This window comes from Longimicrobiales bacterium, from assembly GCA_029245345.1.
Classification (GTDB): domain Bacteria; phylum Gemmatimonadota; class Gemmatimonadetes; order Longimicrobiales; family Gaopeijiaceae; genus CALFPJ01.
On the sequence record JAQWPM010000024.1, the window covers coordinates 141,992 to 167,812 of the forward strand.

Annotated in this window: 23 protein-coding genes; 9 read left to right on the forward strand and 14 right to left on the reverse strand. The window is 61.7% G+C overall.

The features are described 5' to 3' along the window. The first annotated feature begins 76 nt into the window (after window positions 1-76). The 3 genes from P8L30_15730 to P8L30_15740 are packed head-to-tail and all read left to right on the forward strand — an operon-like array spanning window position 77 to window position 4,334. Window positions 77-523, forward strand: a complete 447-nt coding sequence (locus P8L30_15730; GenBank protein MDG2241657.1) for a flavin reductase family protein — start codon at window positions 77-79, stop codon at window positions 521-523. After that, window positions 520-1,812, forward strand: coding sequence for a hypothetical protein (locus P8L30_15735; protein ID MDG2241658.1), 1,293 nt, complete (start codon window positions 520-522; stop codon window positions 1,810-1,812). The genes P8L30_15730 and P8L30_15735 overlap by 4 nt, the downstream gene beginning before the upstream one ends. Beyond that, window positions 1,809-4,334, forward strand: a complete 2,526-nt coding sequence (locus tag P8L30_15740; protein MDG2241659.1) for a metallophosphoesterase — start codon at window positions 1,809-1,811, stop codon at window positions 4,332-4,334. Before P8L30_15735 ends, P8L30_15740 begins: the two co-directional genes overlap by 4 nt. Before the next feature lie 576 nt (window positions 4,335-4,910). On the opposite strand, the gene P8L30_15745 is transcribed toward P8L30_15740, so the two are convergent. Continuing rightward, complete coding sequence (locus P8L30_15745; GenBank protein MDG2241660.1) at window positions 4,911-5,303, reverse strand: RidA family protein; 393 nt, start codon at window positions 5,301-5,303, stop codon at window positions 4,911-4,913. 43 nt (window positions 5,304-5,346) lie between these two features. After that, a complete protein-coding gene (locus P8L30_15750) occupies window positions 5,347-6,519 on the reverse strand; it encodes an FAD-dependent oxidoreductase (protein ID MDG2241661.1) in 1,173 nt (390 codons plus the stop codon). Between the two features lie 101 nt (window positions 6,520-6,620). Here P8L30_15750 and P8L30_15755 point away from each other — a divergent pair, with 101 nt between their 5' ends. Beyond that, window positions 6,621-7,583 (forward strand): ornithine cyclodeaminase family protein, encoded by a 963-nt coding sequence (locus P8L30_15755; protein ID MDG2241662.1) that lies wholly within the window; start codon window positions 6,621-6,623, stop codon window positions 7,581-7,583. A 9-nt stretch (window positions 7,584-7,592) separates the two neighbouring features. Here P8L30_15755 and P8L30_15760 read toward each other — a convergent pair whose 3' ends face one another. Beyond that, window positions 7,593-9,908: a DUF2723 domain-containing protein gene (locus P8L30_15760; protein ID MDG2241663.1), complete on the reverse strand. Its 2,316-nt coding sequence runs from the start codon at window positions 9,906-9,908 to the stop codon at window positions 7,593-7,595. 78 nt (window positions 9,909-9,986) lie between these two features. Further along, window positions 9,987-11,984 (reverse strand): hydantoinase/oxoprolinase family protein, encoded by a 1,998-nt coding sequence (locus P8L30_15765; protein ID MDG2241664.1) that lies wholly within the window; start codon window positions 11,982-11,984, stop codon window positions 9,987-9,989. A 10-nt stretch (window positions 11,985-11,994) separates the two neighbouring features. Here P8L30_15765 and trpE point away from each other — a divergent pair, with 10 nt between their 5' ends. Beyond that, window positions 11,995-13,488 (forward strand): anthranilate synthase component I, encoded by a 1,494-nt coding sequence (trpE, locus tag P8L30_15770; GenBank protein ID MDG2241665.1) that lies wholly within the window; start codon window positions 11,995-11,997, stop codon window positions 13,486-13,488. Window positions 13,489-13,527: 39 nt separating this feature from the next. On the opposite strand, the gene P8L30_15775 is transcribed toward trpE, so the two are convergent. Together P8L30_15775 and P8L30_15780 are read right to left on the reverse strand one after the other, a co-directional pair. Continuing rightward, entirely contained in the window at window positions 13,528-14,892 is a 1,365-nt protein-coding gene (locus tag P8L30_15775; GenBank protein MDG2241666.1) for a dipeptidase, read from the reverse strand. Between the two features lie 236 nt (window positions 14,893-15,128). Then, complete coding sequence (locus tag P8L30_15780; protein ID MDG2241667.1) at window positions 15,129-15,407, reverse strand: hypothetical protein; 279 nt, start codon at window positions 15,405-15,407, stop codon at window positions 15,129-15,131. A gap of 144 nt (window positions 15,408-15,551) precedes the next feature. Between P8L30_15780 and P8L30_15785 the strand changes: the two genes are divergently transcribed. Further along, window positions 15,552-16,043 carry a hypothetical protein gene (locus tag P8L30_15785; GenBank protein MDG2241668.1) on the forward strand — a complete coding sequence of 164 codons (492 nt, stop codon included), beginning with the start codon at window positions 15,552-15,554 and terminating at the stop codon, window positions 16,041-16,043. Window positions 16,044-16,046: 3 nt separating this feature from the next. On the opposite strand, the gene P8L30_15790 is transcribed toward P8L30_15785, so the two are convergent. The 3 genes from P8L30_15790 to P8L30_15800 form a co-directional block, all read right to left on the reverse strand. Next, entirely contained in the window at window positions 16,047-16,715 is a 669-nt protein-coding gene (locus P8L30_15790; GenBank protein MDG2241669.1) for a hypothetical protein, read from the reverse strand. A gap of 34 nt (window positions 16,716-16,749) precedes the next feature. Then, window positions 16,750-17,379, reverse strand: coding sequence for a sigma-70 family RNA polymerase sigma factor (locus tag P8L30_15795; GenBank protein ID MDG2241670.1), 630 nt, complete (start codon window positions 17,377-17,379; stop codon window positions 16,750-16,752). Between the two features lie 194 nt (window positions 17,380-17,573). Beyond that, window positions 17,574-18,692, reverse strand: a complete 1,119-nt coding sequence (locus P8L30_15800) for a thiamine pyrophosphate-dependent dehydrogenase E1 component subunit alpha (GenBank protein ID MDG2241671.1) — start codon at window positions 18,690-18,692, stop codon at window positions 17,574-17,576. 322 nt (window positions 18,693-19,014) lie between these two features. On the opposite strand from P8L30_15800, the gene P8L30_15805 reads away from it, so the two are divergent. Continuing rightward, the gene (locus P8L30_15805; protein ID MDG2241672.1) at window positions 19,015-19,713 is read left to right on the forward strand and encodes a hypothetical protein; all 699 of its coding nucleotides are present in this window, start codon (window positions 19,015-19,017) and stop codon (window positions 19,711-19,713) included. Further along, the gene (bcp, locus tag P8L30_15810; protein ID MDG2241673.1) at window positions 19,710-20,168 is read left to right on the forward strand and encodes a thioredoxin-dependent thiol peroxidase; all 459 of its coding nucleotides are present in this window, start codon (window positions 19,710-19,712) and stop codon (window positions 20,166-20,168) included. The genes P8L30_15805 and bcp overlap by 4 nt, the downstream gene beginning before the upstream one ends. A gap of 20 nt (window positions 20,169-20,188) precedes the next feature. Here bcp and P8L30_15815 read toward each other — a convergent pair whose 3' ends face one another. Beyond that, window positions 20,189-20,674 (reverse strand): CoA-binding protein, encoded by a 486-nt coding sequence (locus P8L30_15815; protein MDG2241674.1) that lies wholly within the window; start codon window positions 20,672-20,674, stop codon window positions 20,189-20,191. 142 nt (window positions 20,675-20,816) lie between these two features. Between P8L30_15815 and P8L30_15820 the strand changes: the two genes are divergently transcribed. Beyond that, a complete protein-coding gene (locus P8L30_15820) occupies window positions 20,817-21,566 on the forward strand; it encodes a HAMP domain-containing sensor histidine kinase (protein MDG2241675.1) in 750 nt (249 codons plus the stop codon). On the opposite strand, the gene P8L30_15825 is transcribed toward P8L30_15820, so the two are convergent. From P8L30_15825 to P8L30_15840, 4 genes are read right to left on the reverse strand one after another with little or no spacing between them, the layout of a single operon-like run. After that, window positions 21,563-22,471 (reverse strand): EamA family transporter, encoded by a 909-nt coding sequence (locus tag P8L30_15825; protein ID MDG2241676.1) that lies wholly within the window; start codon window positions 22,469-22,471, stop codon window positions 21,563-21,565. The two genes, P8L30_15820 and P8L30_15825, sit on opposite strands and share 4 nt — an antisense overlap. A gap of 16 nt (window positions 22,472-22,487) precedes the next feature. Further along, the gene (locus tag P8L30_15830) at window positions 22,488-22,925 is read right to left on the reverse strand and encodes a DUF420 domain-containing protein (GenBank protein MDG2241677.1); all 438 of its coding nucleotides are present in this window, start codon (window positions 22,923-22,925) and stop codon (window positions 22,488-22,490) included. A gap of 6 nt (window positions 22,926-22,931) precedes the next feature. Further along, window positions 22,932-23,846, reverse strand: coding sequence for a COX15/CtaA family protein (locus tag P8L30_15835; protein ID MDG2241678.1), 915 nt, complete (start codon window positions 23,844-23,846; stop codon window positions 22,932-22,934). Next, the gene (locus P8L30_15840; protein ID MDG2241679.1) at window positions 23,843-25,777 is read right to left on the reverse strand and encodes an acyl-CoA dehydrogenase family protein; all 1,935 of its coding nucleotides are present in this window, start codon (window positions 25,775-25,777) and stop codon (window positions 23,843-23,845) included. The genes P8L30_15835 and P8L30_15840 overlap by 4 nt, the downstream gene beginning before the upstream one ends. Window positions 25,778-25,821: the final 44 nt, after the last annotated feature.

The window sequence follows — 25,821 nt, forward strand, 5'->3', positions numbered from 1 at the left end:
CGGATATGGCCAGCCGTCGCGCCTTTGTCTACGGGTAGGGATGGACCAACTGGATTCGGGGATGTTTAGGGATGTGATGAGTCGGTTCCCGACCGGCGTCACCGTCGTAGCTGCCGTTACGGCCGACGGTACCCCGAGGGGACTGACTGTTAACGCGTTCACCTCGGTCTCTCTGGACCCTCCTCTCGTGCTCGTCTGTATCGATAGAAAGGCGTCGTCCCACGACCCACTCATTGCTGCGGGTGCTTTCTGTGTGACGATCTTGGCGTCGGACCAAGCCGATGTGGCCCAACGATTCGCCGGAGATCCGGCGGTGGGGCGTTTCGACAACGTGAAGTGGATGATGAGTGAGGGAGGAAATCCGGTGCTGAGTGACGGAGCTGCTTGGTTGGACTGTGTCCTCGAACGTATTGTGGACGCGGGCGACCACTCGATTATGATCGGCCGTGTGACCGCTTCAGGAACGTCAGAACAGGAGCCGCTGCTCTTCTACGGCGGCTCGTTCGGGATTCGGTCCGAGTGACCCGCCTCGACCGCATGTTGGGTTGGCTTCCGGCTCTGTTCGTCGGGGCTGCAGCCGCGGTAGCCGCTGAGGTGGCGATCGGAATCCTTCTCTATGCGGGTACGGGGCTCATGCGGTCGTTGAGCACCGTCCTCGTCACAGAGTTGGGAGCCTTCGCAGTCGGTCTTTGGGCGATGCCCAAGTACGACCCAAAGTTGACCGATGTGCTTCGTCGTAGGTGGGTCATGGCCTTGGTCGCCTTCCTCGGAGCCGCTGTTTTCGGCACCTCATGGACTGTTCTGCAAGAGATGGGCTCGGGCGCCGTGGGGCAGAGCATCGGTCTCGCGGTATTGGCTGCGTTCCCTCTCTACACGTGTGGGGCGATCCTAGGTGGACTTTCGGTTGCCAGCACGCACGATCTGCGCGGGCCTCTCCCCGGACCCGGCGCTCCCGCCGCGTTCGGTGCGGCGATCGGGTTCGGTATCACCGGTCTGATGCTGCCTCGGGCGCCGATGCCGTCGTCGCTGCTCATTGGGTGTCTTGTGATGCTGTCTCTGAGCGGCCTCATCTACGGAGTTGTCCTTGGCGCGCGGCCCCGCGTTGTGGTTCGTGAGGAGCGGACCACACCGTTGGGAGAGGTCAGCGTCGAAGATCGAAGCACTGGAAGGCAGGGCTCTGCGCGGGTCCTCGTTGAGGGAACTCGGTTGCGCCGTTCGCTGCGCTTGGACGAGGCTGGTGCAGATCCCTGGGACGTAACGATCGCGCGTGCTGCGATGCCAGCTCAGGAGGAGGAGTGGCGTGTGCTGGCTTTGGGCGGGGGTGTGTCTTCGCTCACTCGAGCTGTCGTGCGCGAACATCCCAGGGCGGTGGTACACGTCCTTGAGCGTACGCGGGATGTCGTTGAACTCGGGAGCGCGCACCTCGACACCGACCTCGAGATCGGCGACGCCGAGCGCCGCTCGGTACGCATCGGCAATCTGGACGACCTCATCGAGAGACTGGACGGTCAGTACGACCTAGTCTTGGTGGACGGTGACGCCTTGGCGGCTTTGGGCGGGCCTGGAGGCTTATCACGTCGCTCGCGAGAGTCGCTCGTGGCTCATGTGTCACCAGCGGGTCTGTTGGCGTGGGGGCCTCATCTAGATGGCGTAAGTGAGCCCACGTCTGTGTGGGAGCACCGAACGCTGCACCGAGAGACCGCTGAAGGAGGGACGGAGCGCATCATGATTGCTTCTCGGGCGGAACTCAGTGCGCTGGATCCCGGATTCGGTGGCTTCTCTACGTCCGTTGGAGGCCCACCGGACGTATGATCGTTGCGCATCTCTCCGACCTCCACCTCGGCTTCCGTGCCTACGGACGGATCGAACGTGGTGCGGACATGCGAGAGAGAGATATAGCGGCTGCCTTCGAACGGGCCATCCAAGAAGTCGTCCGAATTGCTCCGCAGGTCATCGTGGTCGCGGGGGATGTGTTTGACCGGCCAGACCCACCTGCCAGCGCCGTCGTAGCTTTAGCCAGAGGACTGGAAGTGCTCCGGGCGTCCCTCCCTGACACGCCGGTGCTTATGGTGGCGGGCCCGAGGGACACCCCGAGGCGGCCCGGGGATCCCGGCGCTCTCGCGGTGCTGGATACGTTTCCGAACGTCGAAGCTGCTACAGGACTCACCCGGTCGATCCTCATGGAGAAGCTCGGGCTGCATGCGTGTCTGGTTCCGTATCGGGCGGCTGCACGGCACCCCCCGGCCATTCCAGAATCTGACCCACGTATGAAGTGGAACCTCCTCGTGCTCCACGGAACCGCGGAGACTTCGGGTGAGGAGGGCGTCCACGTCGACCCGGACGAGTGGAACTACGTCGCGTTGGGCGGCGCACACCGTAGAGGGTCGGTTGCGGATAATGTACGCTACTCAGGCTCGCTGGAACGGGTCGCGCTTGACCCTTGGGAGGAGGCCGCCGACGAAAAGGGCTTTCTCACGGTCGACCTAGAGACCGGTGAGACGACGTTCCGATCGATTCCTAGTCGGCCGGTCGTTGCTTTGGCTCCAGTGAAGGTCGTCTCCGGTGATCCCAAGAACTTGCAGCGCCGGGTCAAAGAGGTGACCGACGAAGTGCCGGGCGGCATCGACGGTAAGATCGTGCGGCTGCGGCTGGCGGGTGCGTCGCCGGAAGATCTCTTGGCGCTTCAGGGCGACCAGTTGGGCGAACTTCGAAAGCGCGCACTTCACCTCACGGTAGAAGCAGGCAAAGAAGTCCGCGTGCCTTCCGCTGTCTGGCTCCCATTGGATGCTCCCGGTCTTCTGCGGGACGCGCTCGAAGCCGAGCTCGAACGGGATGGCGTCCTTGGCGAGAGCACTCGGGACGTCGTATGGAGTTTGGTCCCGAACGAACTGCGTGCGGAGATGGACTCGGAGACCATCGGGGCTCTTGATGCGCTGGACGGAGACATCGCAGGTGTTGGGCGTGTGAGCACCTCTCTGCCCACAGGACTGACTGCGGTGATCGGCGGTGGTGGACGTGCTCGAAGAGCGGTGGCAGAGCTACTTCTGCGTGAGGGAGGAGGTTGGGCTGGCGGCGCGCTCCGGCGGTTGTGGGGCGGACGGGACAGCGAGACGCTCGACGACGCGGTTCGCCTCGCCATCGAAGCGGTGGCCGTGAGCCGGGGACTCGCCGTAGTCGACGCGGCGCTCGCGCGAGGCGGAGCTCGGAGTGATGCCGATCATTTGGCCCCTAGGACGAACGGCAGCCGCGGAGAGGATCGACCGGTTCGTGGCGCGGTCCGGGTAGATCCTGAACAGGTCTCTGCGGAGTTCCGCTCCGCGGAGCGCGACCTTCAGGAGCTCCGGGCAGATGTCGTCGAGGTCGACGGGGACCTCGAGGTCGCAACCATGGACTGGCTTCGTGAAAGGCAGGATGCTGAAACCACCCTACATGCATACCGCGATCGAGCTCGTGAGCTCAGGACTCGCCTGAAACAGATGGAAGCTGCAGGCCCGGAGGCACCGTGCCTCACTTGTGGTCGGGTTTTGGACAGCCACTACGAGGAAGTGCTTTCCGAACTCACCGACGACTGGGAGTCCGTGGTACAAGACGGAAGTTGGTGGAAGAGCCGTTGGGAGCAACTCGAAATGAAGCCGGCGTATCTCCAGGAATTAGAAGGCCGATCCCTGCGGTTGCATGCGGCGTTGGAGGGCGGATCGGAGCGCGTGGAACTCCTCCGCGCCCGTCTTCTCGAGTTGGGTCCGGTCGACACCGTCGAGGAGCTCGGTGAGATCCAACAGGGTCCGCTTGGGGATGTCATCGCATCTCTGAAACGCATCAGAGCGGTTCGTGCGAGCAGAGCGACGGACATGTTGCTCGATCGAGCCTCACGATTTGTGTGCCGCATTTCAGGGGGACGCATTCTCGCAATTACCCGGGTTGATGGTCGGGCGGTGCTCCAGGGAGACCGAGGAATCTTGACCCCCGTGTCAGAAGAGGACTTGGCCACTGCTCGCGTGGCCACACGACTGGCCGCTGCGTCGCTCGTTGCAGCGGGCGGGCGGGTGCTAGGTTCGTTGGTTCTCGAGGAGCCCTTCGATCGACTCGACGTGGAGGCCCGGATTCGCACGTTAGTACTCACGCAGAAGCTTCTCCGTGAGATCCCCCGGATTATCCTGTTCAGCCGGGGAGAAGCGGTCGATGCCCGCCCCGAGCTCTTCGACTCGATTCTCGAGGTTCGAGAGGAGGCGTCCGGAATGGGGCCGGCTCTGAGGCCAGCGGCTTCGGGGCCGGGACGCGTGTTGCTCCGTGCTCCGGTGAAGCCCGCCCAAGGAACTGCAACCTTTCCTTCTTAGTTCTCGGCCTAGTCCGTAGAGGAAGAGGCGCATGGGGGTACCTCGTCAGGTGGAACGAGATACGGTGTGGTGAGATGGGTATTTGGCTTCCAGTAATGATGATGTCAGTCGTCGGCGGCTTCGGCCTCCGGGTCTGGTGCCGCTGCCTGGAAGCGCCGTAAGGCCGCTGTCCTGCGTCGCATCGAGGCGCCGAATTCCCATTACTCCTCGGCGGGCGTCCGAAATCTGGAGGATCGCGAGAGGTGGGGTAACATCAACCGCGTCGTACTCCATCCGCTCAATCAGGAGGAGGTCGAACGCCTCCTGGTCGTGTTGGACGTCGACGGCATTCGTGCGCTGTCAGGAAGAGATCGGCTCTTCCTCGAAAACATGACAGTGCCGCGTATGGGCTGACCCAGCCCAATTTCCTAATCTTCTCTGGACTTGGCTGCCCGGCGGCAGGCCTCCTGCAGCTCTGCAGGTTGATTCGCGTAGAGTTCCACGAATCCGCACGCCCCGCAGACGCTAGCGTGTAACTGCGTACTGGCCGCCTCCGGAAGGGGCGCGAGGTCCGGATGCCTGTTGACGCCTAGGCACTCATGTCGAGTCGTTCTCCGGTATCGCGGCGATCGCCTGAATTTCAATGACGAAGTCTGACTTCAATGGGCTGATAGGGACGATCGCCCGGGCGGGTCGGTGGTCACCCATAACCTTCGCGTACGCTTCGTTCACGGTGGGCCAGAGCGTCACGTCCGTGACATAGATCGTCATTTGCAAAGTGAGGCCGAGGTGTGAACCAGCGGCCTGGAGGACCGCATTGACGTTCGCCAACGCTTGGTGGGTCTGGCTCGTGGCGTCCCCCCTAGGGGAGTCTGGCGAGGACGGATCGATCGCGAGCTGTCCTGCGACGTAGACCAGTCCGTTGTGGGCGACTCCTTGGGAGTAGTGTCCCGCGGGCTGGGGCGCCTCCGATGTCGATATCGTCTTCATATGCGTTCAGGTGGTTGAGGTTGATGGGCATTCTCGGTGCTACTCAGTCTCCGGTGAATCGAGCTTCTTCAGTTCTCACCTGGCCGAGCTTTCTCCACCCAAACCGGGAGGACCGAGGATTCTCGATCCCCTCAACGGCATCCGCGATCACATCTCCAAGCACGGGGGCGAACTTGAAGCCGTGTCCACTTCCGCCCGTGGCCACTACGAGGCCCTCTCGGTCGGGATCTGCACCTATTAAAAAGTCGCCGTCGAAGGAGTCGCAGTACATACACACCCGTCGATATACCACGGGTTGGTCGGCCAGCCGTGGGATTACACCACGTAGGAAGTCGCGAGTCCGGGCGACATGATCGTCGCTGACGGTTCCTCGCTGGTCCGGGTGAAGGCGAGTCCCGACACCGTGGTTGGCCACCTTCACGCGTCCGTCTTCGAGTGCGGGGAAGCCGTACCACCCGCTCAGCGAAATGTCCGCAGACCACGGGGAGAAATTCGGAGGACTGAACGCAGCGGCGTCGTCGGCTTGAAAATGAAGTACCGGCTGTCCTGTCGCCCAGATTACGTCCGAGAGCCACGGCAACAATGACGGTGACCATGCTCCCGCAGCCACGACAACACGATCGGAAAAGACCCGTTCTCCGGCAGTGGTGAGTACCCCGGAGACACGGCTCTCGTCGGAGAGGAGCGCTGCCATTCCTGCCTCACGGAAGCGCACGCCTTCGGATCGTGCCAGCCCGATCAGCTGGTCGACGACTGCGCCGCTCTCAGCCCACCCCGCACGCGGATTGAAGTAACCGTCAGAATGGCTGTCGGCATCCCACTGTGACATCAGGTTGGTTGGGACGTCGGTCAGTCGAATTGGATCGTGACCCCGCTCCTTGAGGGCCGCGAAGCTGTCCGCTGAGAAGCTCCCCGCCTCCATCGCCCCCCGTGAGAGAATCAAGAAACCGTCCTCATGATAGAGAGGACGTGGCCATTCGCGATTCCACCGGTCCCATCCATCGAACGCCTCTTCACCCAACTCCATGTAGAAGACGTCTGAGCCGTAGTCCATTCGGATCACCTTACTCACGTCTGTGGAAGAAGCATCGACGTGCGGAAGCGGTCCGGGATCGATCACGGTGACCTCCCAGCCGCGTTGCCTTAGGACGAGTGCTGACGCGGCGCCGAAGACGCCGGCGCCCACGATAGCCACCTGACGGGTTGATTGGGTCACGGTTGGCGAACTCTCATGCGGTGACAGGGATTGGACGATAGAATGGTGCCGATTGGCCGTGGGTTGGCCGTTACTTTGCGATGGCAGGTACCGACATGCAAATGAGAATTCTGTCTGCGGACGACGTCAGGCACTGCGTGGATATGCCGGCAGCTATCGAAGCCACGCGAGGAGCGTTCGCCGCACTCTCCGGAGGACACGCGACCGTTCCGGTCCGCGTGGCACTGGAATCAGAGAAGGGTGTGAGCCTTTTCATGCCTGCGCATCTCACTGATGTGGACCAGGCTGGAGCCAAGGTCGTGTCGGTGAATCCCGGCAACGCCGCACTCGGTCTTCCCGCGATTCACGCGGTCGTGCTCGTCCTAGATCCGGAGACTGGCTGTCCTACAGCGCTCATGGATGGTACGTGGCTCACTGCGCTCCGAACGGGTGCTGTAGGAGGGCTCGCCGCCGATATCCTCGCGCGTGAAGAGTCCCGGACCGTGGCACTGTTCGGTGCCGGTGTGCAGGCTCGGACCCAGCTCGAAGCTGTTCGGTGCGTCCGTGACATCGAAGACGTCAGGATCTTCTCTCCCTCCGGCTCGTCTGCGGACAAGCTTGCCCGTGAGCTCGTGGATGTGACGGCCATATCTGCGAGTTCACCCAACGAGGCGTTGGACGGCGCGGACATCGTGATCGCCGCGACCAACAGCAAGACTCCAGTCTTTGACAGCACCCTGATCGAGCCCGGGACACATGTCACGGGAGTGGGATCGTTCACGCTGGACATGATCGAAGTGGACCCGGCTCTGGTTCAACGCGCCCGCGTCATCGTTGATCAGCGCGAAGCCATCATGGAGGAAGCGGGCGAGATCGTGGCGGCCATTCGCGAGGGGCTCGTGGACGAGTCCGTCATGGTCGCGGAGATCGGAGAGGTAGTGTTAGGCCGGAAGCAGGGAAGGACCTCACCCGACGAGATCACGTTCTTCAAGTCTGTCGGGAATGCGGTCCAGGATGTTGCTGTGGCGTCACTCGTGATGCAGCGTGCCGAGGCGACCAACCGCGGTGTGGTCGTCGACCTCTAGGCGGGCCGCTTAAGTCCCGAGTACTTGCCAAGCTTCAGCGCGCGCCTGGTATCGATCGATCGCCTCTTGGTCCGACATCTGGATTGCGGCCTGTGTGAGCGCCAGGTAGCTCCACATGTAGTAGTTCGGGATGCCGATCGTGGAGAGGTCGGGCCAGTGGGGCCAATCGTCCGGGATACCGGTTCGGTGGATGAAGACTTCGTCCAATAAGGCGGCGGTCCGCGCCACATCGACCCAATCTCCAGTGACCGAGGTATACGAGGATTGTTGCATCTGCAGGAAGCCGGCGTTCTCCGACTCAGGCAGCGCCCCATTGTTCAAGCGGTACGCCAGACCTTGGCGGATCAAGTAATCGTTCACGCCCAAGGCTGAGGCAGCGTTTCCGCTCGACGCGAAGTAGATAGGCCTCTCGTCGATGACGTTGTTGATGAGCGAGAGGGCGTACTGCTGCCAGGGCAGCAGGTTGGCTCCGTCTTGAATCGTCGCGATTACGTTGCCCATCTGGATTTGGCGAGTGCCTTGAATCGGGACGACGCTCTCTGAAACCTGATCGATCTGTTCGTTAGAAAGCGGGATCAGTGACTTCGTCGGTGCGCGGATTCCGCCTGGGACCAAGAGCGGCACCTTACCGCCGGCTTCCGCCTCCGCTGATACATAGGCCGCGAGCGTGTTCTCGGCTGTATAGGGCCGCTGACACTGAATTCGTGACCAGTCTGACGAAGGATCGACTCCTGGCGCGCATGGAGCGGTCAGATCACGGAGCTGTTTTGTGTACCAGTCGGTGTTGAGGTACGAAGTGACGATCACGGTCACGTCACGTCGGATACCCTCGACTTCCTGTAGGTACCAGAGAGGGAATGTGTCGTTGTCACCGTTGGTGAACAGCACACCGTAGGGCTCGACGCTCATGAGCAGATTGTGAGCCCAGTCGCGCGCAGAGTAGTCCTCGGCGCGGTTCGCCCACGAGAAATTGAAGACGAGCGGAATGAGCGCCAGCGCCAGGATTGGAGTCGTCTTACTGAGCCCCACTTTCATTTCGTTGGCTGCTTCTCGCCACAGCGCCGTGATCCCGATTCCGGCCCACAGGCCCCACACCGAGAAGGAACCCATGAAGAAGTAGTCGCGCTCGCGGACTTCGTGCAGGTTGCGCCCGCCGGGTGACTCGAGGGAGTACCCGTATTTGAAATTCATGTAGTAGATGAGGGCGAACGACAACGTGGCGAAGAGCGTCGCCATGAAGACGAACGAGGCTTTGTCGCGACGCGCGTGTTCAATCGCGCCCCAGACGCCGAGTCCTGTGAAGAGCATGGTGAACGGCAACCGGAGGTTGGCGAACACCGGGGTCGTCCCGTCGAGAGATCGCGCCCACTGCCAGTCGAAATACTGGAGGTAATTGGCCAACTGAGAGGACAATGGCGCCAGTCGCGGAATGAGTCCCGGCTTCTGGTATTGATCTCTGTTCAGGGCCTCGGCCAACGCCTCACACCCGGCTTTCCCGTAGGTCGCAACTGCCGTCAGCGCAGACCCGATGTCTGGGCAAGTGGGTGCGGCTTCGTTGATCACCGGATCAAGTGCGGCTCTGATCGGCAGGAAGAGGTGAATTGACAAACCCGCGATCGCGGCCACGCCGGCCATAACGTACAGCCGCCAGTTGAGCAGCGTCTTCGGATGGACGACCAAAATGAACAACCCGATGGCGGGTGCAGCCAAGAAGGCCATGAGGTGATTCCCGACGCTGAGCGCGAGAATGAACGCCATGAGGACGAGTAGGTTGTCGTCCTTCCCTTTCCCGATGTTCTCGTGCCAGCGGACCGCGAGCCAAGAGAGCACTGCAATGGTCAGCAACGAGACGCTGTAGACCTTCTCATTGACGTTCGACTGGCTCCAAACCGTGAATGCAGTCGAGCTGACCAGCACCGCCACAGAGGCGCCGACGAGTCGGAAGATTTTGTCTTTGGAGAATGAGCGCAGCACGTGGTGCACGACCAAGAACCACATCATGTGCGCTCCAGCGCCCATGAGTGCGCTGAACAAGTTGATCCGAACCGCGACCGAGAGACCGAGGGGCGCCAACAGGACCGACCACGCACGTGCGAACACGACGAAGGTGGGGTTCCCTGGTGGATGCGGGATCCCAAGCATGTGCCCAGTCGCGATGTACTCGCTCGTATCCCAGAAGGCGGTGGTGCGGGAGAGCGTCAGCGCATAGAGACCGAATACCAGAATCCCGGCGATCGCTGCAGCCAAATAGGGCGGCTTTATATCGTCGTCAGACGCCGGGGGCGTCTTCAGGGGGCTCTCGAGGGTCTCGGTGTTTTCAGTCATATGTTTGTAGGTCGCGGTCAACGTGGGCAGCCGTTGCACGAACTGGAAAAGATAACGCGACTGGCTCGGCCCGCAGGGCTATTCGGCGGCCTGACTCAGGTGGAGGGTGCCCCATTCGTCCACGTCCACGACCCACTCCGGCGGGACCCATGTTGTGCCGCTGTATTCCTGCACAACGGCGGGACCCTCGATTCGATCTCCGCTCCGCAGGTCTCTGCGCCAGACACGAACCGCGTCCACCTCGCTTCCGCCACTCACCACGCGGCACGCTTCGGTTGCCGGCATCCCTTGCGACTCGTCGAGCCGATCGACCGCGAGTGGTGGTGGGGGTGCGGTCACCGTCGCGCGTAGTGTCACGGCCTCGACCGGCGAATCGTCGCGCCGGTAGCCGTACCGCTCCTCGTGAGCTTCATGGAAGTCGTTCGTCCACGTAGCTGCAGGCACCCGGAGTTCGAAACTCTGTCCGGCATACCGCGCGTCGATCCAGCGTTCCGTCGTCAGTGCGTCCGCCGGCGAGCCTTCGGCGAGCATCTCTTCGAGGGCGGTCGCCTCAAGCGTGTCGAGCGTCTCTGCAATCACCCGATCGATGTCGGTCATGTCCGTGGACAGGAGGACCGTTCGCGATGTTTCGCGGGTCACCGGGGAAGCGAGCATCCCGTAGGCTGAGAGGAGCCCCGGATCTGGCGGCACCAGCGCTTTCTGCGAGCCCACTCTGCTGGTCAGCTCCGCCACATGAAGGCCACCCGCGCCGCCAAAAGCGACTACGGCGAAGTCCGCCGGATCGTAGCCGCGCTCGACAGAGATGACGCGAAGGGCGCGCTCCATCGCGGTATCGGCAACGGAGAGGATCCCCTCGGCAGCTTCTTCCAGAGTCATGTCCAACGCCGTCGCGATTTCCTGGAGCGGCCCGCGGATCCCATCGCGATCCAACTCGGAGCCGCCGCCTAGAAAAGCCCCCGCTGGCAGGCGCCCCAGCCAGACATGAGCGTCCGTGACGGTGACACCTTGGCCGCCGTGCCCATAACAGATGGGTCCGGGCTCGGCTCCGGCGCTCTGTGGCCCGACCCTGAGTGCGCCACCCGCGTCCACGCGGGCCAACGAACCGCCCCCGGCTCCGACCGTATGGATGTCGATGACGGGAATCGATGTCGGTTGCCCGGCGATCTCGAACTCTCGGGTCCTGAGTGGCCTGCCCGGGCAAAGGGAGACGTCGGTCGACGTGCCGCCCATATCGAACGTGATCACATGATCCGTGCCGGCGCGTTTCGCCCAAGTGAGGGCGCCAATCACACCGCCGGCAGGCCCAGAAAGAACCGTGTGGACTGGCTCCCGCCGTGCTCGTTCAACTGGGAGCGCTCCGCCGTTCGATCCCATGATTGTGACGCGCTTGGCTCCCGCCTCCGCCGACAATCTCCCGAGGTACTTCTTCATGATTGGCGAGACATATGCATTCACGACAGTCGTCGATGTCCGTTCATATTCCCGGAACTCCGGTACCAACTCGGACGAGACGGACAGGGGCAGTCCAGACTCAGTAACGGCCGCTGCGACGGCCCGCTCATGACTGTCGTCGGCATAGGAGTGCAAGAGACTGATCGCGACCGATTCAGCGCCGGTCTCGGTGAGTCGGGCCAAGAGTTCGCCCAATTCGGCGTCATCCAAAGGCTCGATCTCTTCGCCCCGCGGCCCTAGTCGGCCGCCAATGCCGAGGCGGCTGTCTCTGTCTACGAGGGATGGGAGCCGGTGACCGACCAGTGCGTAGAGCTGCGGCCGGTTCTGTCGCCCGATCTCGATCACGTCCTCAAAACCACGATTAGTAATCAGAGCGACCTTGCTTCCACGTCGCTCCAGAAGTGCGTTCGTGGCTACCGTAGATCCGTGCAGCAGAAAGAAGTCTTCGTGGCTTTCCAGCATCTCAGCGATCCCGTCGAGCACGGCCTGTGACGGGTCGCGTGGAGTCGATGGGACCTTCAGTGTGGCGATCCGCCCTTCACGGAGAAGAACCAGATCGGTGAAAGTCCCGCCGGTGTCCACGGCGAGCAGGGCCGTTGACGGTGTGTTGGAGTGTGGGGACATTGGGGCGTCCATGCAGATTCTTCCCTCTCTTGATCAATTCAAGGCCCACGCCCGAGCCTCGGGCCTGGTGCCCGTTTGGCGCGAGTTCCTCTTCGACGTCGACACGGCGGTCACCGCATACGCGAAGCTCGTGGAGCCACCGTTCGGCTTCCTCCTCGAGTCCGTCGTGGGAGGCGAACAATGGGCCCGATACTCCTTCGTGGGAACCCGTCCATCGAGCGCATGGAGAGTGGATCGCGGGGTGGTGTCTACTTGGACTGCGGAGGATGGTTGGTCCGAGGTGGACACGGACGATGCGCTGGCCGATCTCGATGCCAGGCTGCGCGCACGTGTGCCCGCTCAAGTCGAAGGTCTGCCACGTTTTTGGGGCGGAGCCGTGGGCTTCTTTTCCTATGATGTAGTCAGGGAGATCGAAGATCTGCCAAACGCCCCGATCGACGACCTGGGAGTACCGGACGGGCTTTTCGTTTTCACCGACGTCGTCTTGGCCATCGACAACTTCAAGAGCCGAGCCATGGCGATCGCCGCGGTCCCGGTAGACGTCGACACGAGTGATGCCGAACTGGAGAGCCTGTACGAAGAGGCGGCGGAAAAGACGAGGCGAGTGGTGGAGCGTCTCGGTGAGGTGGATGGGCCGAAGCCGCTCAATCTTCGAGCCGAGCCGGAGGATGATCCGCCGTTCACGAGCTCTATGAAGCGAGCGAATTTCGAGAAGGGCGTGCAGCGGATTCGCGAGTATGTACGTGCAGGCGACGCGTTCCAGGTCGTCTTGAGTCAGCGTCTCAGCGTGCCCTTGCAGGCGTCTCCCTTCGAACTCTACCGGGGGTTACGAAGCCTCAATCCGTCGCCTTATCTCTATTTTTTCGAACTCGATGGGGTCAGCCTCGTCGGGAGTTCTCCTGAGGTTCTCGTTCGGGTAGAGGACGACGTCGTCACAGTGCGCCCTATCGCTGGGACGCGTCCGCGAGGTAAGACGCCAGAGGAAGAGCGTGCGTTGGCGGACGATCTTCTCTCAGACGAAAAGGAGCTGGCTGAGCATCGCATGTTGGTCGACCTGGGGCGGAACGACGTGGGGCGGGTCGCTCAATACGGGTCCGTGACTGTCCCCGATCTGATGGTCGTGGAGAAGTACTCGCACGTTATGCACATCGTGAGCCAGGTCGAGGGCCGTCTACGAGAGGGTCTGGGCGCCATCGACGTCTTTAAGGCGTGTTTCCCGGCGGGCACCGTATCCGGGGCCCCGAAGGTCAGGGCGATGGAGATCATTGACGAGTTGGAGACCACCCGGAGGGGCCCGTACGCGGGTGCCGTCGGCTACTTCAACTACGGTGGGATGAGCATGGACACCGCGATCACGATTCGCACGGTGCTGGCGAAGGACGGCCGCGCTTATGTGCAAGCCGGCGCGGGGATTGTAGCTGACAGCGATCCCGACAAGGAGTACGAAGAAACCCTCAACAAGGCGCGGGCGCTGCTCAAGGCCGCCGCCATGGTGGGCCGCTAGCCTGCTCGGTCGGTGGGGCTCAGCGGGTCGCGTGCGAGCTTACGCCCCCAGGTTCTCGTAGAGACCCGCAAGAGCTCCGATGCCTTTCTCGAACGCATCAAGCGCGAACCACTCGTTCGGGGCGTGCAAGTTGCAGCCCGGCAGCCCGAATCCGACGAGTAGCGCTGAAGCTCCGAGTTGCTCCTCGAAGTCCGACACGATCGGGATCGAACCCCCCTCGCCCTGGAGTACGGCTGGAGTGCCGAAGGCAGCTTCCAAGGCGGCAGAGGCAGCGTCTACCAATTTGCCTTCCACGTTGGTGCGCCAGGGCCGCCCGCCGTGCAACTCCACGATCTCTACAGTCACGCCAGCGGGTGCCACCTTGGCGACATGGGCACGTACAAGATCAGCGACTCTTTCTGGCGTCTGGTCGGGTACGAGCCGGAAGCTGACCTTGGCCATCGCCTTGTTCGGAAGGACTGTCTTGGCTCCCTCACCGGTGTATCCGCACAGGATCCCATTCACGTCACATGTGGGTCGAATCCATAGCCGCTCGAGTACGTGGTATTCGGCTTCTCCGCCCAGCGCGTCGACTTCGAGATCTTGCTTGTAGTCGTCGGGGCTGAAGGGAAGCGAACGGATGCGGGCACGAGTTTCCTCATCCCACGCCAAGACATCGTCGTAGAAGCCTTCGACGGCGACTCCTCCATCTGCGTTGTGTAGCGACGCGATAATCTTGCCGATCGCGTTCCCGGGATTGACCACAGGTCCGCCGAACTGCCCCGAGTGGAGATCGCTTCGTGCACCCTTCACATGGAGTTCCAGGTAGGCCATGCCGCGCAGGGAAAAGAGCACTGAAGGCATGTTCTCCGCGAACATGTTCGAATCCGAAATCACCACGTAGTCGCACGCGAGGTCGTCGACATTCTCCTTCACGAACGGGACGAGATTTTCAGATCCGACTTCCTCTTCCCCCTCTGCGAGTACGATCACGTTCACCGGCAGCGAGCCCGACGTCGCGAGGTGGGCCTCTAAGGCCTTCACATGCATATAGAGCTGACCCTTGTCGTCCGCAGATCCGCGCGCGAAGACCTTTCCGTCTCGTTCGGTCGGCTCGAACGGGGGTGACAACCACTCTTCGAGTGGCTCGGGAGGCTGGACGTCGTAGTGGCCGTAGATGAGGATCGTCGGCGCCCCCTCGGGCGCTCCGCTCCAGCGACCGAGAACGATCGGATGTCCTTCGGTTGCATGGATTTCGGCTTCGAGCCCGGCATCCGTCAGGCGGTCGCGGAACCAGTCCGCCGCATCACGCATGTCACCATCGTGCTCGGATTTTGCGCTGATGGATGGGATGCGAAGGAACTCGTAAAGCTCCTCACGGAAGCGGCCCAGATTCTGGTCGATGAAGCTCTGTGCGTCAGACATCGCTGCAACCTTTTTCGCCAGAGCCACGTCGGATTATGTGTGGGGAGGCGGATGGGTGGATGGAGTACGGCGTAAACCACGATGCGGCGCCCGGCGTTATCCGGGCGGGGGGGCTTGGTCGCCTCCCTTCAAATAACAAATGCTACGGCGAGGTGCCTCACCGTAGCAGGGTTGGGAAAGGCGCCGGTCCGCTTGCGGGCCGGCGTCACCTTTTTACGTCAGTACGCTGGGGGCGGCTAGATCAGCCCGCGGATTCCCCAGCGGTACACGAACGTCATCATGACTGCGAACACTGCACCGGCTCCCATGCCGCCGGGGCTAATGGCAAGTGGCTCATAGATGTGGAAGATCCCGACCCCGAGCATCCCGCCGATAACCGCTGCGAAAGCACCCAGGGCGGCGATAACCGCTGTGTGGCCCGGCTGTTCTTCCGGACGCTTGACGACGGCCTTCATGAAGAGCCCAATGGAGGCTCCCATGACGATCCAAATCCCGATGCCGATCCAGTTCTGCATATCGTGCTACCGACCCTGTGGGTGGCTGATTCACTCATGTTCTTGGCCTGCAGAATCTATCCGAAGGCATAGCGCAGAGCCAGAGTCGTTCGGGCCCTGCGTACGTCGTTGACTGAGGCGTCCCGGCGAGGTTCCATTCCTTGCATGAGCGATGGAATTATCGACCTGACCCAATACATCTCACGTGCTCCGGAGCAGGAGGACCCACAGCGCGGCGCGTTTGCGTTGTGGGGTGCCGACGGAGAACCGTCGAGATTCGCTCTACCGATTTGGCGCACCATTTATCTGGCTGAGGGTGAGCGAGGGTTCTTAGTCTGGCGTGATCCGGACGACGATGGTGGCCCACACCCTTTTGTGGTGCTGGACCTGGGAAGCGATCCTGCGCGGTTGGATATCGAGATGGCTGCCGTTCCCATCGCGGAAGACGGTGAGCCGCCGGTGTTACACGATCTCGAATCGGCGGGGTTGGCTGTACACCTGGGGACCCGAGAGGGCCGAGTTTGGCACTTGGTGGTCGACGGAGGAGGTCGGCGTCAATCGAGGCTGAGTGCTCGCAGCCGGGAGGAAGTTCTCTTTCTCGCGGGCGAGTGTGCCGGACTACTTTTCTTGCGTGACTTCGCGGACGAAGTGGAGTAGGAGCTACTCCTTCCCCATCCGACGCTTGAGTTCTTCAAGAGCGGCGTCGAAGTCGGGTTCGGCGCGCGGCGCGTCGTTCATATCGATGTGCGTGTCCGAGTCGGTGCCTCCCAAGTCGATCTCTGAGAATGCCTCCGCAGCGTCTCCCTTGGCCTTCTCCCCGTCGATCTTGTCGGACATGCGATCGAGTTCGCTGAAAAGGTCGTCGGCGGCGGAGATCGATTCACGCGCTCCGGTGCGGCCAGCTGTAGCGGAAATCGACTCCCGTTTCGTCTTGGCTTCTTTGATTTTGGACATCATCTCTTCGATGCCCGCTTCACGGAATTCGAACTCAGCTTTGAGAGCCAGGGCCTTCTGTTCGAGTACCGTCTGATGCTGTTCGTGCTTTTCGGCAAAACTGGCGGCGATCATTGCGGTCTCCGCATCGCCGATCTCGTTAGCCATCTGCTCGCGACGGCGGGCGGTCTGTGCCTCGCCCTTTTCCTTCTCTGACTCGATCAGAGCTTTCTTGATCTGATTCTCGAGTTCACCGAGCCCCGACTTCGCGTCCGTGATTTCGTCTATCATGCCCTTGATGAGTTTGTCGACAGTCTCAGGGACGTGCTCTCGATTCAATTCCTTATTGAAGTTGTCGATGCCTTCACGGAAGGCGCGGCGTAGATCTTCGAACATGGTCGCGTTGGCTCGTGGCCGAAGGAACGGCCAGCTAGTTCAGGAAAGGTTCGATGCGTTGTGCGAACGAATTACGTGCACGATGCAGCCGACTCTTCACTGTGCCAAGGTTGACGCCGGTGATCTCCGAGATCTCCTCGTAGCTCTTACCCTCGAGTTCTCTCAGTCGGAAGACCAGACGGTGGTGTTCCGGGAGCGTCTTCACGGTGTCCTCGACCAAGCGCTGCAGGTAGCGCTTTCGATACAAGTCGTCCGGACGCATCGAAAAGTCCTCGAACTGGAGCGGACGGTGATCGTCGTCCCAGTTGCCCGTGAGCTTCTGGAAGAGGACCAAGGGGCTCCGCGAGCGGTTCCGCAACTCGTTCTTCGACAGGTTCGACGCGATCGTGTAAACCCAGGTCGAGAACTTCTTCGATGTATCGAAACGGTGGAGATGTCTCGTTACCCGAATGAACGCTTCTTGGACGAGATCTTGAGCACGATCCGAGTCGCCCGTCTTTCGTGTTATGAAGTGGATGAGCCGGTCACGATAGCGGTCGTAAAGGCGCTGAAATGCGCCTGGGCGCCCCTCAAGGTGCGCCGTTACGAGCTGCTCGTCCGACAGGTCCTCCAGGGGAGTGGCCTGCAGAAAGTGCGGCAGCTGTTCCGGGTTCGCGTTGACCATTTATATCGTCAAATCAAAAGGGGCCGCCCACGATCAACGTGAGCCTCACCCCGAGAGTGCAATTCGCTAGTCGAGAATCATTCTCAATTGTCTTGAAAGATGCCCGAAGCATGCATCGCGTTCAAGACCGCCCGCCGCGGCTTATCCGCGTCGAACTTCAACTTAATGGACGTGTCAACCGTTTTTGGTGGACCCTAAATTGGGCGAACGTCCAGCCCGTGCAGCACGCCGCCCTGTGAGAACCCGTCGTAGAGGGCCTGTTCGGGCGGCGGAATCTTATCCCGTGATTCCAATGCGTCTTCAGCCGCCTGGTTCATCTCGGCGGTTGTTTCGGCCTCAACCTTCTCGAGGACCGACTGATCGAGCCCTCGCTCCATTAGGTAAGCTTCGAAGAGCCCAACAGGATCCCGCTTGCCCCACTCGGCGAAGAGTTCGGCCGGGAAGGTGTCACGCGCTTCACGTTCATCATGTGTGGCGTGGCCACCCATTCGGAACGTGTCTGCCACGATCACGGCAGGGCCTCGCCCGGAGCGGCACCGATCTGCCGCGACCCGAGTCGCCGCATAGACGTCGAGCAGGTTGTTGCCGTCGCAGACCCAGCTTTCGATGCCGTACATCGCCGGCCAAGCGTGCAGATCTCCCGCGCCGTGTTGATCTGCGCGCGTGCCTAGGGCCACCTGGTTGTTCTGGATCACGAAGATGACTGGCAGGTTCTGGACGGCTGCGAGGTTCATCCCTTCATGACAGGCCGCGGTCTTTGTGGCGCCATCGCCCACCCATGTCATTGCGACCCGGTCCTCACCCCTGTTGCGGAAGGCCAGAGCCACGCCGGCGACGATCGTCACACTCGTTCCCATGTGACTGATGGGCTGAATGATGCCCTTCGCCATGTCTCCGATATGGAGATCCCGGCCGCGGCTGGGCGAATCCGAGGTCGCCAGGTAGCCGCGGAACATGTCGGAAAGCGGCATCCCCATCATGTGAAGGGCCCCCGCATTCCGGATCATCGGAGAAACGACGTCCCGGCCCGGATCCAGGGCCCGGACGGATCCCACGGTAACGGCCTCTTCGCCCGTCCCGAGCCATGACTTCGAAATGACCCCAGTCCGAACCCAACGTTTCAGGCCGATGTCGTGGAGTCGAGTTCGCAGGAGGTCACGGTATAAAGAGACCAGGTCGTTGGGGGCCAGCGCGTCGACGATGGCTTGCCGCTCAGGGTCTGCGGCACATCGCTCCCTGTACGCTGTTACGAGCGCAGGGTCGGCTTCCCAAGTGAGGTACTCGGGCGGGTCAAATGCGGGATATCGCTTCATGGGAAAGAAGCTAGGAGAAACAGTAGGGATCCACAGCCGGGAACTCGCAAAAAGAGAGCGGGGGGGCAAAGAGTCTCCATGGCACGAAGAACCAGTCCCCCAGGGGGCGGTGAGAACATCTTTACACTCGCCCCGCTCTAAAGCGCCTTCAGTCAAACCCGACTGCCTGCGTCGACCCCTATATACTTCGCGCCCCGAAGCGTGTCACTCTCATATCGGTACGTTTGAGAAATTCGTGCTTTCCCTTTGTTTGCAGTGCGTTGCAGCAGGGACCCATGGGGGTGAGATTGTTGCCTCCTACTCCCCAATGTTCGAGTACAGGTTGTCCAACTCCTCTCCCGCCGACACTCAACGCAGAGTCCAAGCCGTCGTAGCGCTCCGCGTGCTTGAGGTGATCCGCGAGCAAGACGTGCCGCTGGAGATTCTCGAGTCCGAAGACCCGGCGCAGACCATGCCGCGCAGGCTCGGCCTCAGCGCCGTGGTCGAGCGCCAGATCCGAGTCTACCGCGAGGACGTACGAAAGAAGGTTCGGCTCACGGATAGCGAGATCAAGGATCTATTCCGACTCGTGATCCGTCGCCCCGATAGTCAAGAGGTCTTCTTCGGTGCCGGTCGCCTACTCGCGGAGAACGATAGGCCGAAGCGATGGAGCCGTGTGCTGCCTAGGCGATTCCAGTATTCGGTTGCGAGGAGTCGGGTACGGCGACGGCTGAAGAAGCTCTTTGGTCGACGGATGGGAGGGTTCGGTCGGGGCCCGTTTTACATCGAAGGGCGCTCGTTGATTTTTGTCGAGAGTGATCCGGGCGGGGAAGCGTGCCACTTCATGTCCGGCTTCTGTCAGGAGATTCTCGAGCGGACCACGGGTGGGGTCGCCGAGGTGCACCATTCATTGTGCCAAGGCAGAGGTGACCCTCAGTGCCGATGGGAGGCCTCGATCGTCGAGGAGCCCATGGAGGCCCAGAGGGCCCAAGCCGACAACGAGTCGGTCGGATCCATTGACGAGATCGGGGAAGATTCATGATCGAGATCGGTACGCCAGCTCCTGACTTCACACTCGAGACCGATTTGGGTGAGCCCGTCACACTGGCCAAGCTCCTAGGAAAGAAGGTCGTTCTCTACTTCTATCCGAAGGACAACACACCTGGTTGTACGATCCAGGCTTGCGACTTCCGGGATGCCATGCCTCGCTTCGACGGCGTGGACGCCGTCGTCCTCGGCGTGTCACCGGATTCGGTGGAGTCACATGCCAAGTTCAGGAAGAACTTTGACCTGACCTTCCCCTTGCTCGCCGACACCGAGCATGAGGTTGCCGAGGCCTACGGTGTCTGGGGGAAGCGCAAGACGTTTGGTGTGTCCTACGAGGGGGTCGAGCGGAGCACATTTCTGATCGATGAAAACGGGATTGTGGTGAACGTCTGGCGTGAGGTGAAGGCGGCGGGCCACATGGAAATGTTGGCGGAACTGTTGGGGGCGTAGCCGTCCCGTCCACCGGCGATTTACCGCCGCACGCTTTGCGGCGGACCCAGAGGTTCACCCTCGGCTGCCTGTAATTCCCGATGCACCTTGTAGCTGCAGAGGTTTTGTACGGCGACGAGTCCCGCATCTCTTGCCGCCGAGATCTCCTGTTTCGCGTGGATGTCTTCTTGTAGCCAGATAGCGGGCTGTTCCCTCCGGTCGGCCGCCTGTTCGACGAAGACCCCCGCCTGTCCTGTTGGCCGGAAGATCAGGACCATATCCACGGGTTCTTTCACGTCTTCCAGAGTGCTTACCGCGTCACGTCCCAAGATCCTCTCAGCGAGCGGATTGACGGGTAGGATGTGGTATCCTTTCGCTGCCAGATATGACGGTACGCGGCGGGCGGTCTTCATCGGATCTCGTGAAATCCCGATGACCGCGATCATCCGCATCTCGTGAAACAGCTCGTCGAGCTCTTCCGCAGAGGGATTGCCAGGGTCGGAGCTAGCCTCCAGAAGGCGTCGCACCGGAAGAAGTCTGTGCACGGGGCGAGCATGGGGGACTCTGGCATGGGCCGCAATGGTGTTGTTGCCCCGCCCCCCTCAACTGTGCGAACATCCCTCCCCGGCAGGTGCCGGATTTGAGACCTCTACACGAAGCGCGCACTGTATGGAAATCGGTATCGGCATTGGAATCGCCATCGGGTTCGTAGTCGGAGCCCTAGTCTTCGGCCGAGGGCGGTCGGGTTCGACCAAGAGCCTTGGTGGGTCTGACGTCGACTCGCGAATCCGCGCGGCGGGTGAAGCCGAACGCCAGGTCGCTCTTCGAGAGGCCATTGGTCGTGTCAGTTCATACCTGGACTCGCGCGTGCGGGAGCCCCTGGATGTAGGGCCTGCACGCCCTCCGGTCCGGGAGTTGAGGGCGCGCATGGATCAGGCGCTCGGAGCGCTTTCAGATATCGACTTCTTCTTGGAAGAGGCGCCATCGGAGAGACAAGGGGCCGACCTCGTGCCTCTGGTTACCCAGGTCGCGAAGGAGTTCGCAGCAGATCACAACATCGGTCTGCGCCTCGAAGTTGGATCTTCTCCTGTCCGGGCATCGGTGAATCACAACGTGCTCATGGACGCAGTGTACCTGCTCATGCACAACGCTGAGCGATTCGGCGGTGGGGCCACGATCGAGGTGGCGATCGCAGGAACAGATGGGCGCGCGACCGTTTTGATTCGGGACGGGGGCGAAGGCTTCTCTGAAGAGGCCTTCAAGCGTGCGTTCGATCCTTTCTACTCGACGTCGTCGGAAGGACTAGGACTAGGCCTTCCGCATGCTCGAGGACTCGTCGAAGGTATGGGCGGGCGGATCGCACTGCGTAACGTGCCCGGTGGTGGCGCCGAGGTCGAGGTTTCGTTCCCGACGCTCTAGTCGGAATCCGGCGCGGACAGCCCCACGCCGACAACGCCAGCAACGACCAAGGCGATTCCTGCCCAGCCCAATGGATTGAGGCCTTGGCTAAGTAGGAGCGTCGCCAGGAGAGCGGCAACGACCGGTTCAATAGCGGTCGCCAGCGACGCACGACTCGCCTCGATTCGACCCAGTGCATCGAAAAACAGGAACTGGGCGAGTGCTATTGTCAGCACGCCGAAGGCGACGAGAATCCCCCACGCCTTCGGCGAAGCGGGAAGTACGACGTCGGCCCCGAATTGTGGAAGTGCGAAGAACAGGACGACACAGGCGCCCAACGTGCTGTACGTGACTGTGGCGGTCGGGCCGTAGCGAGGGGCGGCGAATCTCCCGAACAAGGTGTACGTGGCGTAGCTGAGCCCTGCGAGCACGCCCCACACCAAGCCTGCTGGGCCGAATTCGGAAGGAATGGCTCTGGCTCCCGAAACCGAGAGCCAGACCCCCACAAGGGTGACGCCCACCAATCCGACCCGGGCTCGCGTGGGCCATTCGCCGAGTAATGGTCCGGACGCGGCGATCACCACAGCGGGGGCCAGGTACAACAGGGCGACCGTCGTGGGAACGCCGACCGTCGCGGTCGACAGTTGGTAGGCCAACTGAAACACACCGACCGCTACTCCCCCTCCCACACCCAGGACGAGAAAGCCTCTCAGGTCCACACGTAACGCCGCCGGACGAGAGATGCCGAATGCTAAGAGAAGGACCAAGGTGCCCACTACCGGACGGAGGATGGCCACACTCTCTGGGGGCACGCCGAGCCGAAACAAGTGCACCGCGAAGATCCCGGACGACCCCCAGAGGCATGCCGCTGCGACCGCCTCTGCATATCCGAGCCAACGTCCGTTCTTGGACGCTGCGCCGGTCATGTCCGGGCAGGCTCCGTCACTTGTACCCGTAGATCTGATAGAGAAGCAGGTAAACGGTAAGGCCGGTTACGGAGACGTAGGCCCAGATCGGGAAAGCCCATCGTGCGAGTCTGCTGTGCGCACGGAAGCGTTTCTTGCGCACTAGGTAGACGAGCCGGATCGCAAGCGGCACGAGCAGCACGGCCAAGACTATGTGCGTAAACAAGATCGTGAGGTAGGCCGTCTTCGCGGTTCCTGCGCCGGCGAACTCGTGCGTGCCCGTGATGGTGACACGCGTCACATAGAAGATCAGGAATAGGCCAGACGCGGAGAGGGCGATGATCATCGCCCGGCGGTGCTGGTGCAGTTGGCGTTTGCGGATGTAATAAAAGCCCGTAAACAACGCGACGGCGCTCGTCGCGTTAAGGCTCGCGTTGATGAGTGCGAGCACGTCTCCGATCTGGGTGCGATCCATTTGGTATCAGGTTCCTGTTGGTTCGGTCGTTTTCGTTCCCGAACTTCGTGAGAGTACAGCCACATGTACCAGCGCGGCGATCAACAAAGCAGCAACAAGTGTGTGGAGCGACACCGGGACGACAGCGAGCACGGTCAGGACGGACAGGAATCCGAGCGCGACCTGGGTCACGGCGAGTCCACCTGCGAGCACGGTCCACGTCCGAACCGCGGCGGGCAAGGCGTTTCGGGCCGCCCACACCGCGAGGCCGATGACCGTAATCAGCGCGAGAATCCCGACGACTCTATGCCCGAAGTGGATCATGATGGGCGCGTTGATGAGCGGGGGTACTACCTGTCCGAGACAGAACGGGGCATCCGGACATGCCATTCCGGCGTCCATGTGTCGCACGAGTCCTCCCAGGACGGACTGCGCGAAGACGAGGACTACGGCCATAGTCGCGTATCCGGTGCCTCGGTCCGCGAGTTCTCTGGACGCTGGGCCCACGGACGTGGACCAACTCGTGCTAGAGGCGAGAAGCGTGGCCAGGATCAGAAAGAGAAGTGCCAACGCGAGGTGCGTTGTGGAGACCAAGTCGGGGAGCTGATAGAGCACCGTGAGGCCCCCGAACACGGACTGGATCAACAGCAGTGCCATACCGCCCAGGCACGCCTTGAAGATCCAGGGTCGGTCTTTGGTTTCTTTTCTGGCCAGCCATGTTGCGAGGCCGAACATCATCAGGAGGCCACCCGCTACGAGGCGGTGCAGGTGCTCCCAGAAGATCCCTCCCGACATTTCCGGGAGCATCGTGCCGTAGCACGTAGGCCAGTCGGGGCAGGCTAAGCTGGATTCGGTCGCATGTACCACACTGCCCAAGTAGAGCAAGAAGAGCGTCCAGACCACCGAAACGGTGAACGCACGCCTATGTAGCATGTCTGTCATTTCGCGTGCGCGGGTTCTTGGTCTTTCGTCTTGTCGGTCTGCGTTTGGGCAGCGACGCTTGCCTCCAACTGCTGGCGGTATGTCTCGAGAGAGACGATGCCAGCCTCCAGCCATTCGAATTCGCCGTCTAGTAGACGTTCGGCGATTCCATAGGCGGCACGGTCATCATTGTTGAAGAGTACATCGAAACGGTCTCCGATGCGGCGACGCGCTTGCCGGCAGTACAGGTCTGCCAACGCCGTCGCTCCGCGTTCGTCGGTGCCGCGCTCGGCAAGGTAGTGGGCACGTACCACGCAGGCGGTCATGACGAACAGCTCCGCGCCCACGTCCACGATCCGACCGAGCACTGCCTGACGTTGCTCCAACGCTGGCCCCAACCGGACTATCGCGTGGAACGTCGATCGGGCCAGCCGGCGGGACGTCCGGCTGACGAATCTAAGGTGGTGCGCGAGGGAGCCGAATTCTCTGTATCGAGGCCACAGGCTCCAGCCGAAGAACCGCGTGGGATACCACCAGGCGTAGTGAGCGCCGGCTTTGAACAGTGTTTTAAACTTCGCGCCAAGGGACGCCTTCGGGTTCACGAGATCGCCCGCGATGCTCAGATGTGTGTCCACGGCTTCCCGGGCAATGAAGAGCCGCATGATCTCCGAGGACCCCTCGAAGATCGTGTTGATACGCATGTCCCTGACATGCCGCTCAATCGGGTAGGGCGTGTCGCCGCGAGACAGGAGCGATTCGTGCGTTTCGTAGCCTCTGCCCCCCCGCACCTGGAGCGCGTCGTTGATGAGATCCCACCCTGTCTCGGTAGCCCACATCTTCGCGATCGCGGCCTCAAGCCGAATGTCGAAGGTCTTCGCGTCCGCCATCCCCGAAGTCAGCTCGACGACGGCTTCCATCGCGAACGTGTCGGCCGACATCTTCGCCAGCATCTGGGCGAGCGCATCGTGTCTTCCAACCGGGCGCCCCCACTGCACTCGCGAGCCTGCCCAGTCGCGACACATCTCGAGCGAAGCTTTCCCCGCTGCTGCGCAGAAGGCGGGGAGGGCGAGCCGCCCCGTGTTGAGTGTGATGAGGGCGAGCTTCAGGCCCTTGCCTTCACCCCAAAGAAGATTCTCTCGCGGGATTTTCACATTCGTGAATTTGAGCACCCCGTTGGACAGCCCTTTGAGACCCATGAACGAACATTCATGGATGGTCTCAACGCCCTCCCACTCGGTCTCGACGATGAACGCAGTGATGGGCCGTCGGCTCTTGCCCGGTGCTGCCGGCGTGCTCGCCATGACAACAATGATGTCCGCGCGCGGGCCGTTTGTGGTCCACAATTTCTCGCCGTTCAGGACCCAATGAGATCCGTCTTCGGAGAGAACGGCTGTAGTGCCCATGTTCGCAGGATCGGAGCCTACGTCCGCTTCGGTCAGCGCAAACGCCGAAAGGGATCCCTTAGCCAGCCGGGGCAGATAGCGGTCCTTCTGCTCGTCGGTTCCGAACTTTAACAGGGGGCCCGGTACACCAATGCTCTGGTGGGCGGACAAGAAAGCGCCGGTCGAGCCACACCGTGAAGCGACGATCGCGAGGGCACGGTTGTAGGACAGCTGCGACAATTCCAGCCCGCCGTACTTGCGCGGAATCTTGATTCCGAATGCACCGAGGTCGGCCAACCCATCGAGGACTTCCTGGGGGACCCAGCCGTCGCGGTCGATTTGGTCGCCGTCGATGTTGTCGCGTGCGAAGTCCTCGATCGCGGTTAGGAAGGGAGCTGCTCGTTCCTGTTCTTCCGGATCAGATCTCGGATGAGGATGGACGAGCCCAAGGTCGAGGCGTCCTTCAAAGAGAGAGCGGGCGAAACTGCGCTGTTCCCATTCTTGCTCTCGGGCTTGCTCTGCGACCTCCCTAGCCTCGAGTTCGGTCGCGAGGTTTTTATCGTCAGCCATGTCTCATCCTGCGTGCGTGAAGACCATCGATGCGTCCGTCGGCT

Coding starts and splice junctions, on each gene's coding strand:
- P8L30_15730 (MDG2241657.1), top strand. CDS start 77: ATGAGTCGGTTCCCGACCGGCGTCACCGTCGTAGCTGCCGTTACGGCC.
- P8L30_15740 (MDG2241659.1), top strand. CDS start 1,809: ATGATCGTTGCGCATCTCTCCGACCTCCACCTCGGCTTCCGTGCCTAC.
- P8L30_15745 (MDG2241660.1), bottom strand. CDS start 5,303: ATGAAGACGATATCGACATCGGAGGCGCCCCAGCCCGCGGGACACTAC.
- P8L30_15755 (MDG2241662.1), top strand. CDS start 6,621: ATGAGAATTCTGTCTGCGGACGACGTCAGGCACTGCGTGGATATGCCG.
- P8L30_15760 (MDG2241663.1), bottom strand. CDS start 9,908: ATGACTGAAAACACCGAGACCCTCGAGAGCCCCCTGAAGACGCCCCCG.
- P8L30_15765 (MDG2241664.1), bottom strand. CDS start 11,984: ATGTCCCCACACTCCAACACACCGTCAACGGCCCTGCTCGCCGTGGAC.
- trpE (MDG2241665.1), top strand. CDS start 11,995: ATGCAGATTCTTCCCTCTCTTGATCAATTCAAGGCCCACGCCCGAGCC.
- P8L30_15775 (MDG2241666.1), bottom strand. CDS start 14,892: ATGTCTGACGCACAGAGCTTCATCGACCAGAATCTGGGCCGCTTCCGT.
- P8L30_15780 (MDG2241667.1), bottom strand. CDS start 15,407: ATGCAGAACTGGATCGGCATCGGGATTTGGATCGTCATGGGAGCCTCC.
- P8L30_15785 (MDG2241668.1), top strand. CDS start 15,552: ATGAGCGATGGAATTATCGACCTGACCCAATACATCTCACGTGCTCCG.
- P8L30_15790 (MDG2241669.1), bottom strand. CDS start 16,715: ATGTTCGAAGATCTACGCCGCGCCTTCCGTGAAGGCATCGACAACTTC.
- P8L30_15795 (MDG2241670.1), bottom strand. CDS start 17,379: ATGGTCAACGCGAACCCGGAACAGCTGCCGCACTTTCTGCAGGCCACT.
- P8L30_15800 (MDG2241671.1), bottom strand. CDS start 18,692: ATGAAGCGATATCCCGCATTTGACCCGCCCGAGTACCTCACTTGGGAA.
- bcp (MDG2241673.1), top strand. CDS start 19,710: ATGATCGAGATCGGTACGCCAGCTCCTGACTTCACACTCGAGACCGAT.
- P8L30_15820 (MDG2241675.1), top strand. CDS start 20,817: ATGGAAATCGGTATCGGCATTGGAATCGCCATCGGGTTCGTAGTCGGA.
- P8L30_15825 (MDG2241676.1), bottom strand. CDS start 22,471: ATGACCGGCGCAGCGTCCAAGAACGGACGTTGGCTCGGATATGCAGAG.
- P8L30_15830 (MDG2241677.1), bottom strand. CDS start 22,925: ATGGATCGCACCCAGATCGGAGACGTGCTCGCACTCATCAACGCGAGC.
- P8L30_15835 (MDG2241678.1), bottom strand. CDS start 23,846: ATGACAGACATGCTACATAGGCGTGCGTTCACCGTTTCGGTGGTCTGG.
- P8L30_15840 (MDG2241679.1), bottom strand. CDS start 25,777: ATGGCTGACGATAAAAACCTCGCGACCGAACTCGAGGCTAGGGAGGTC.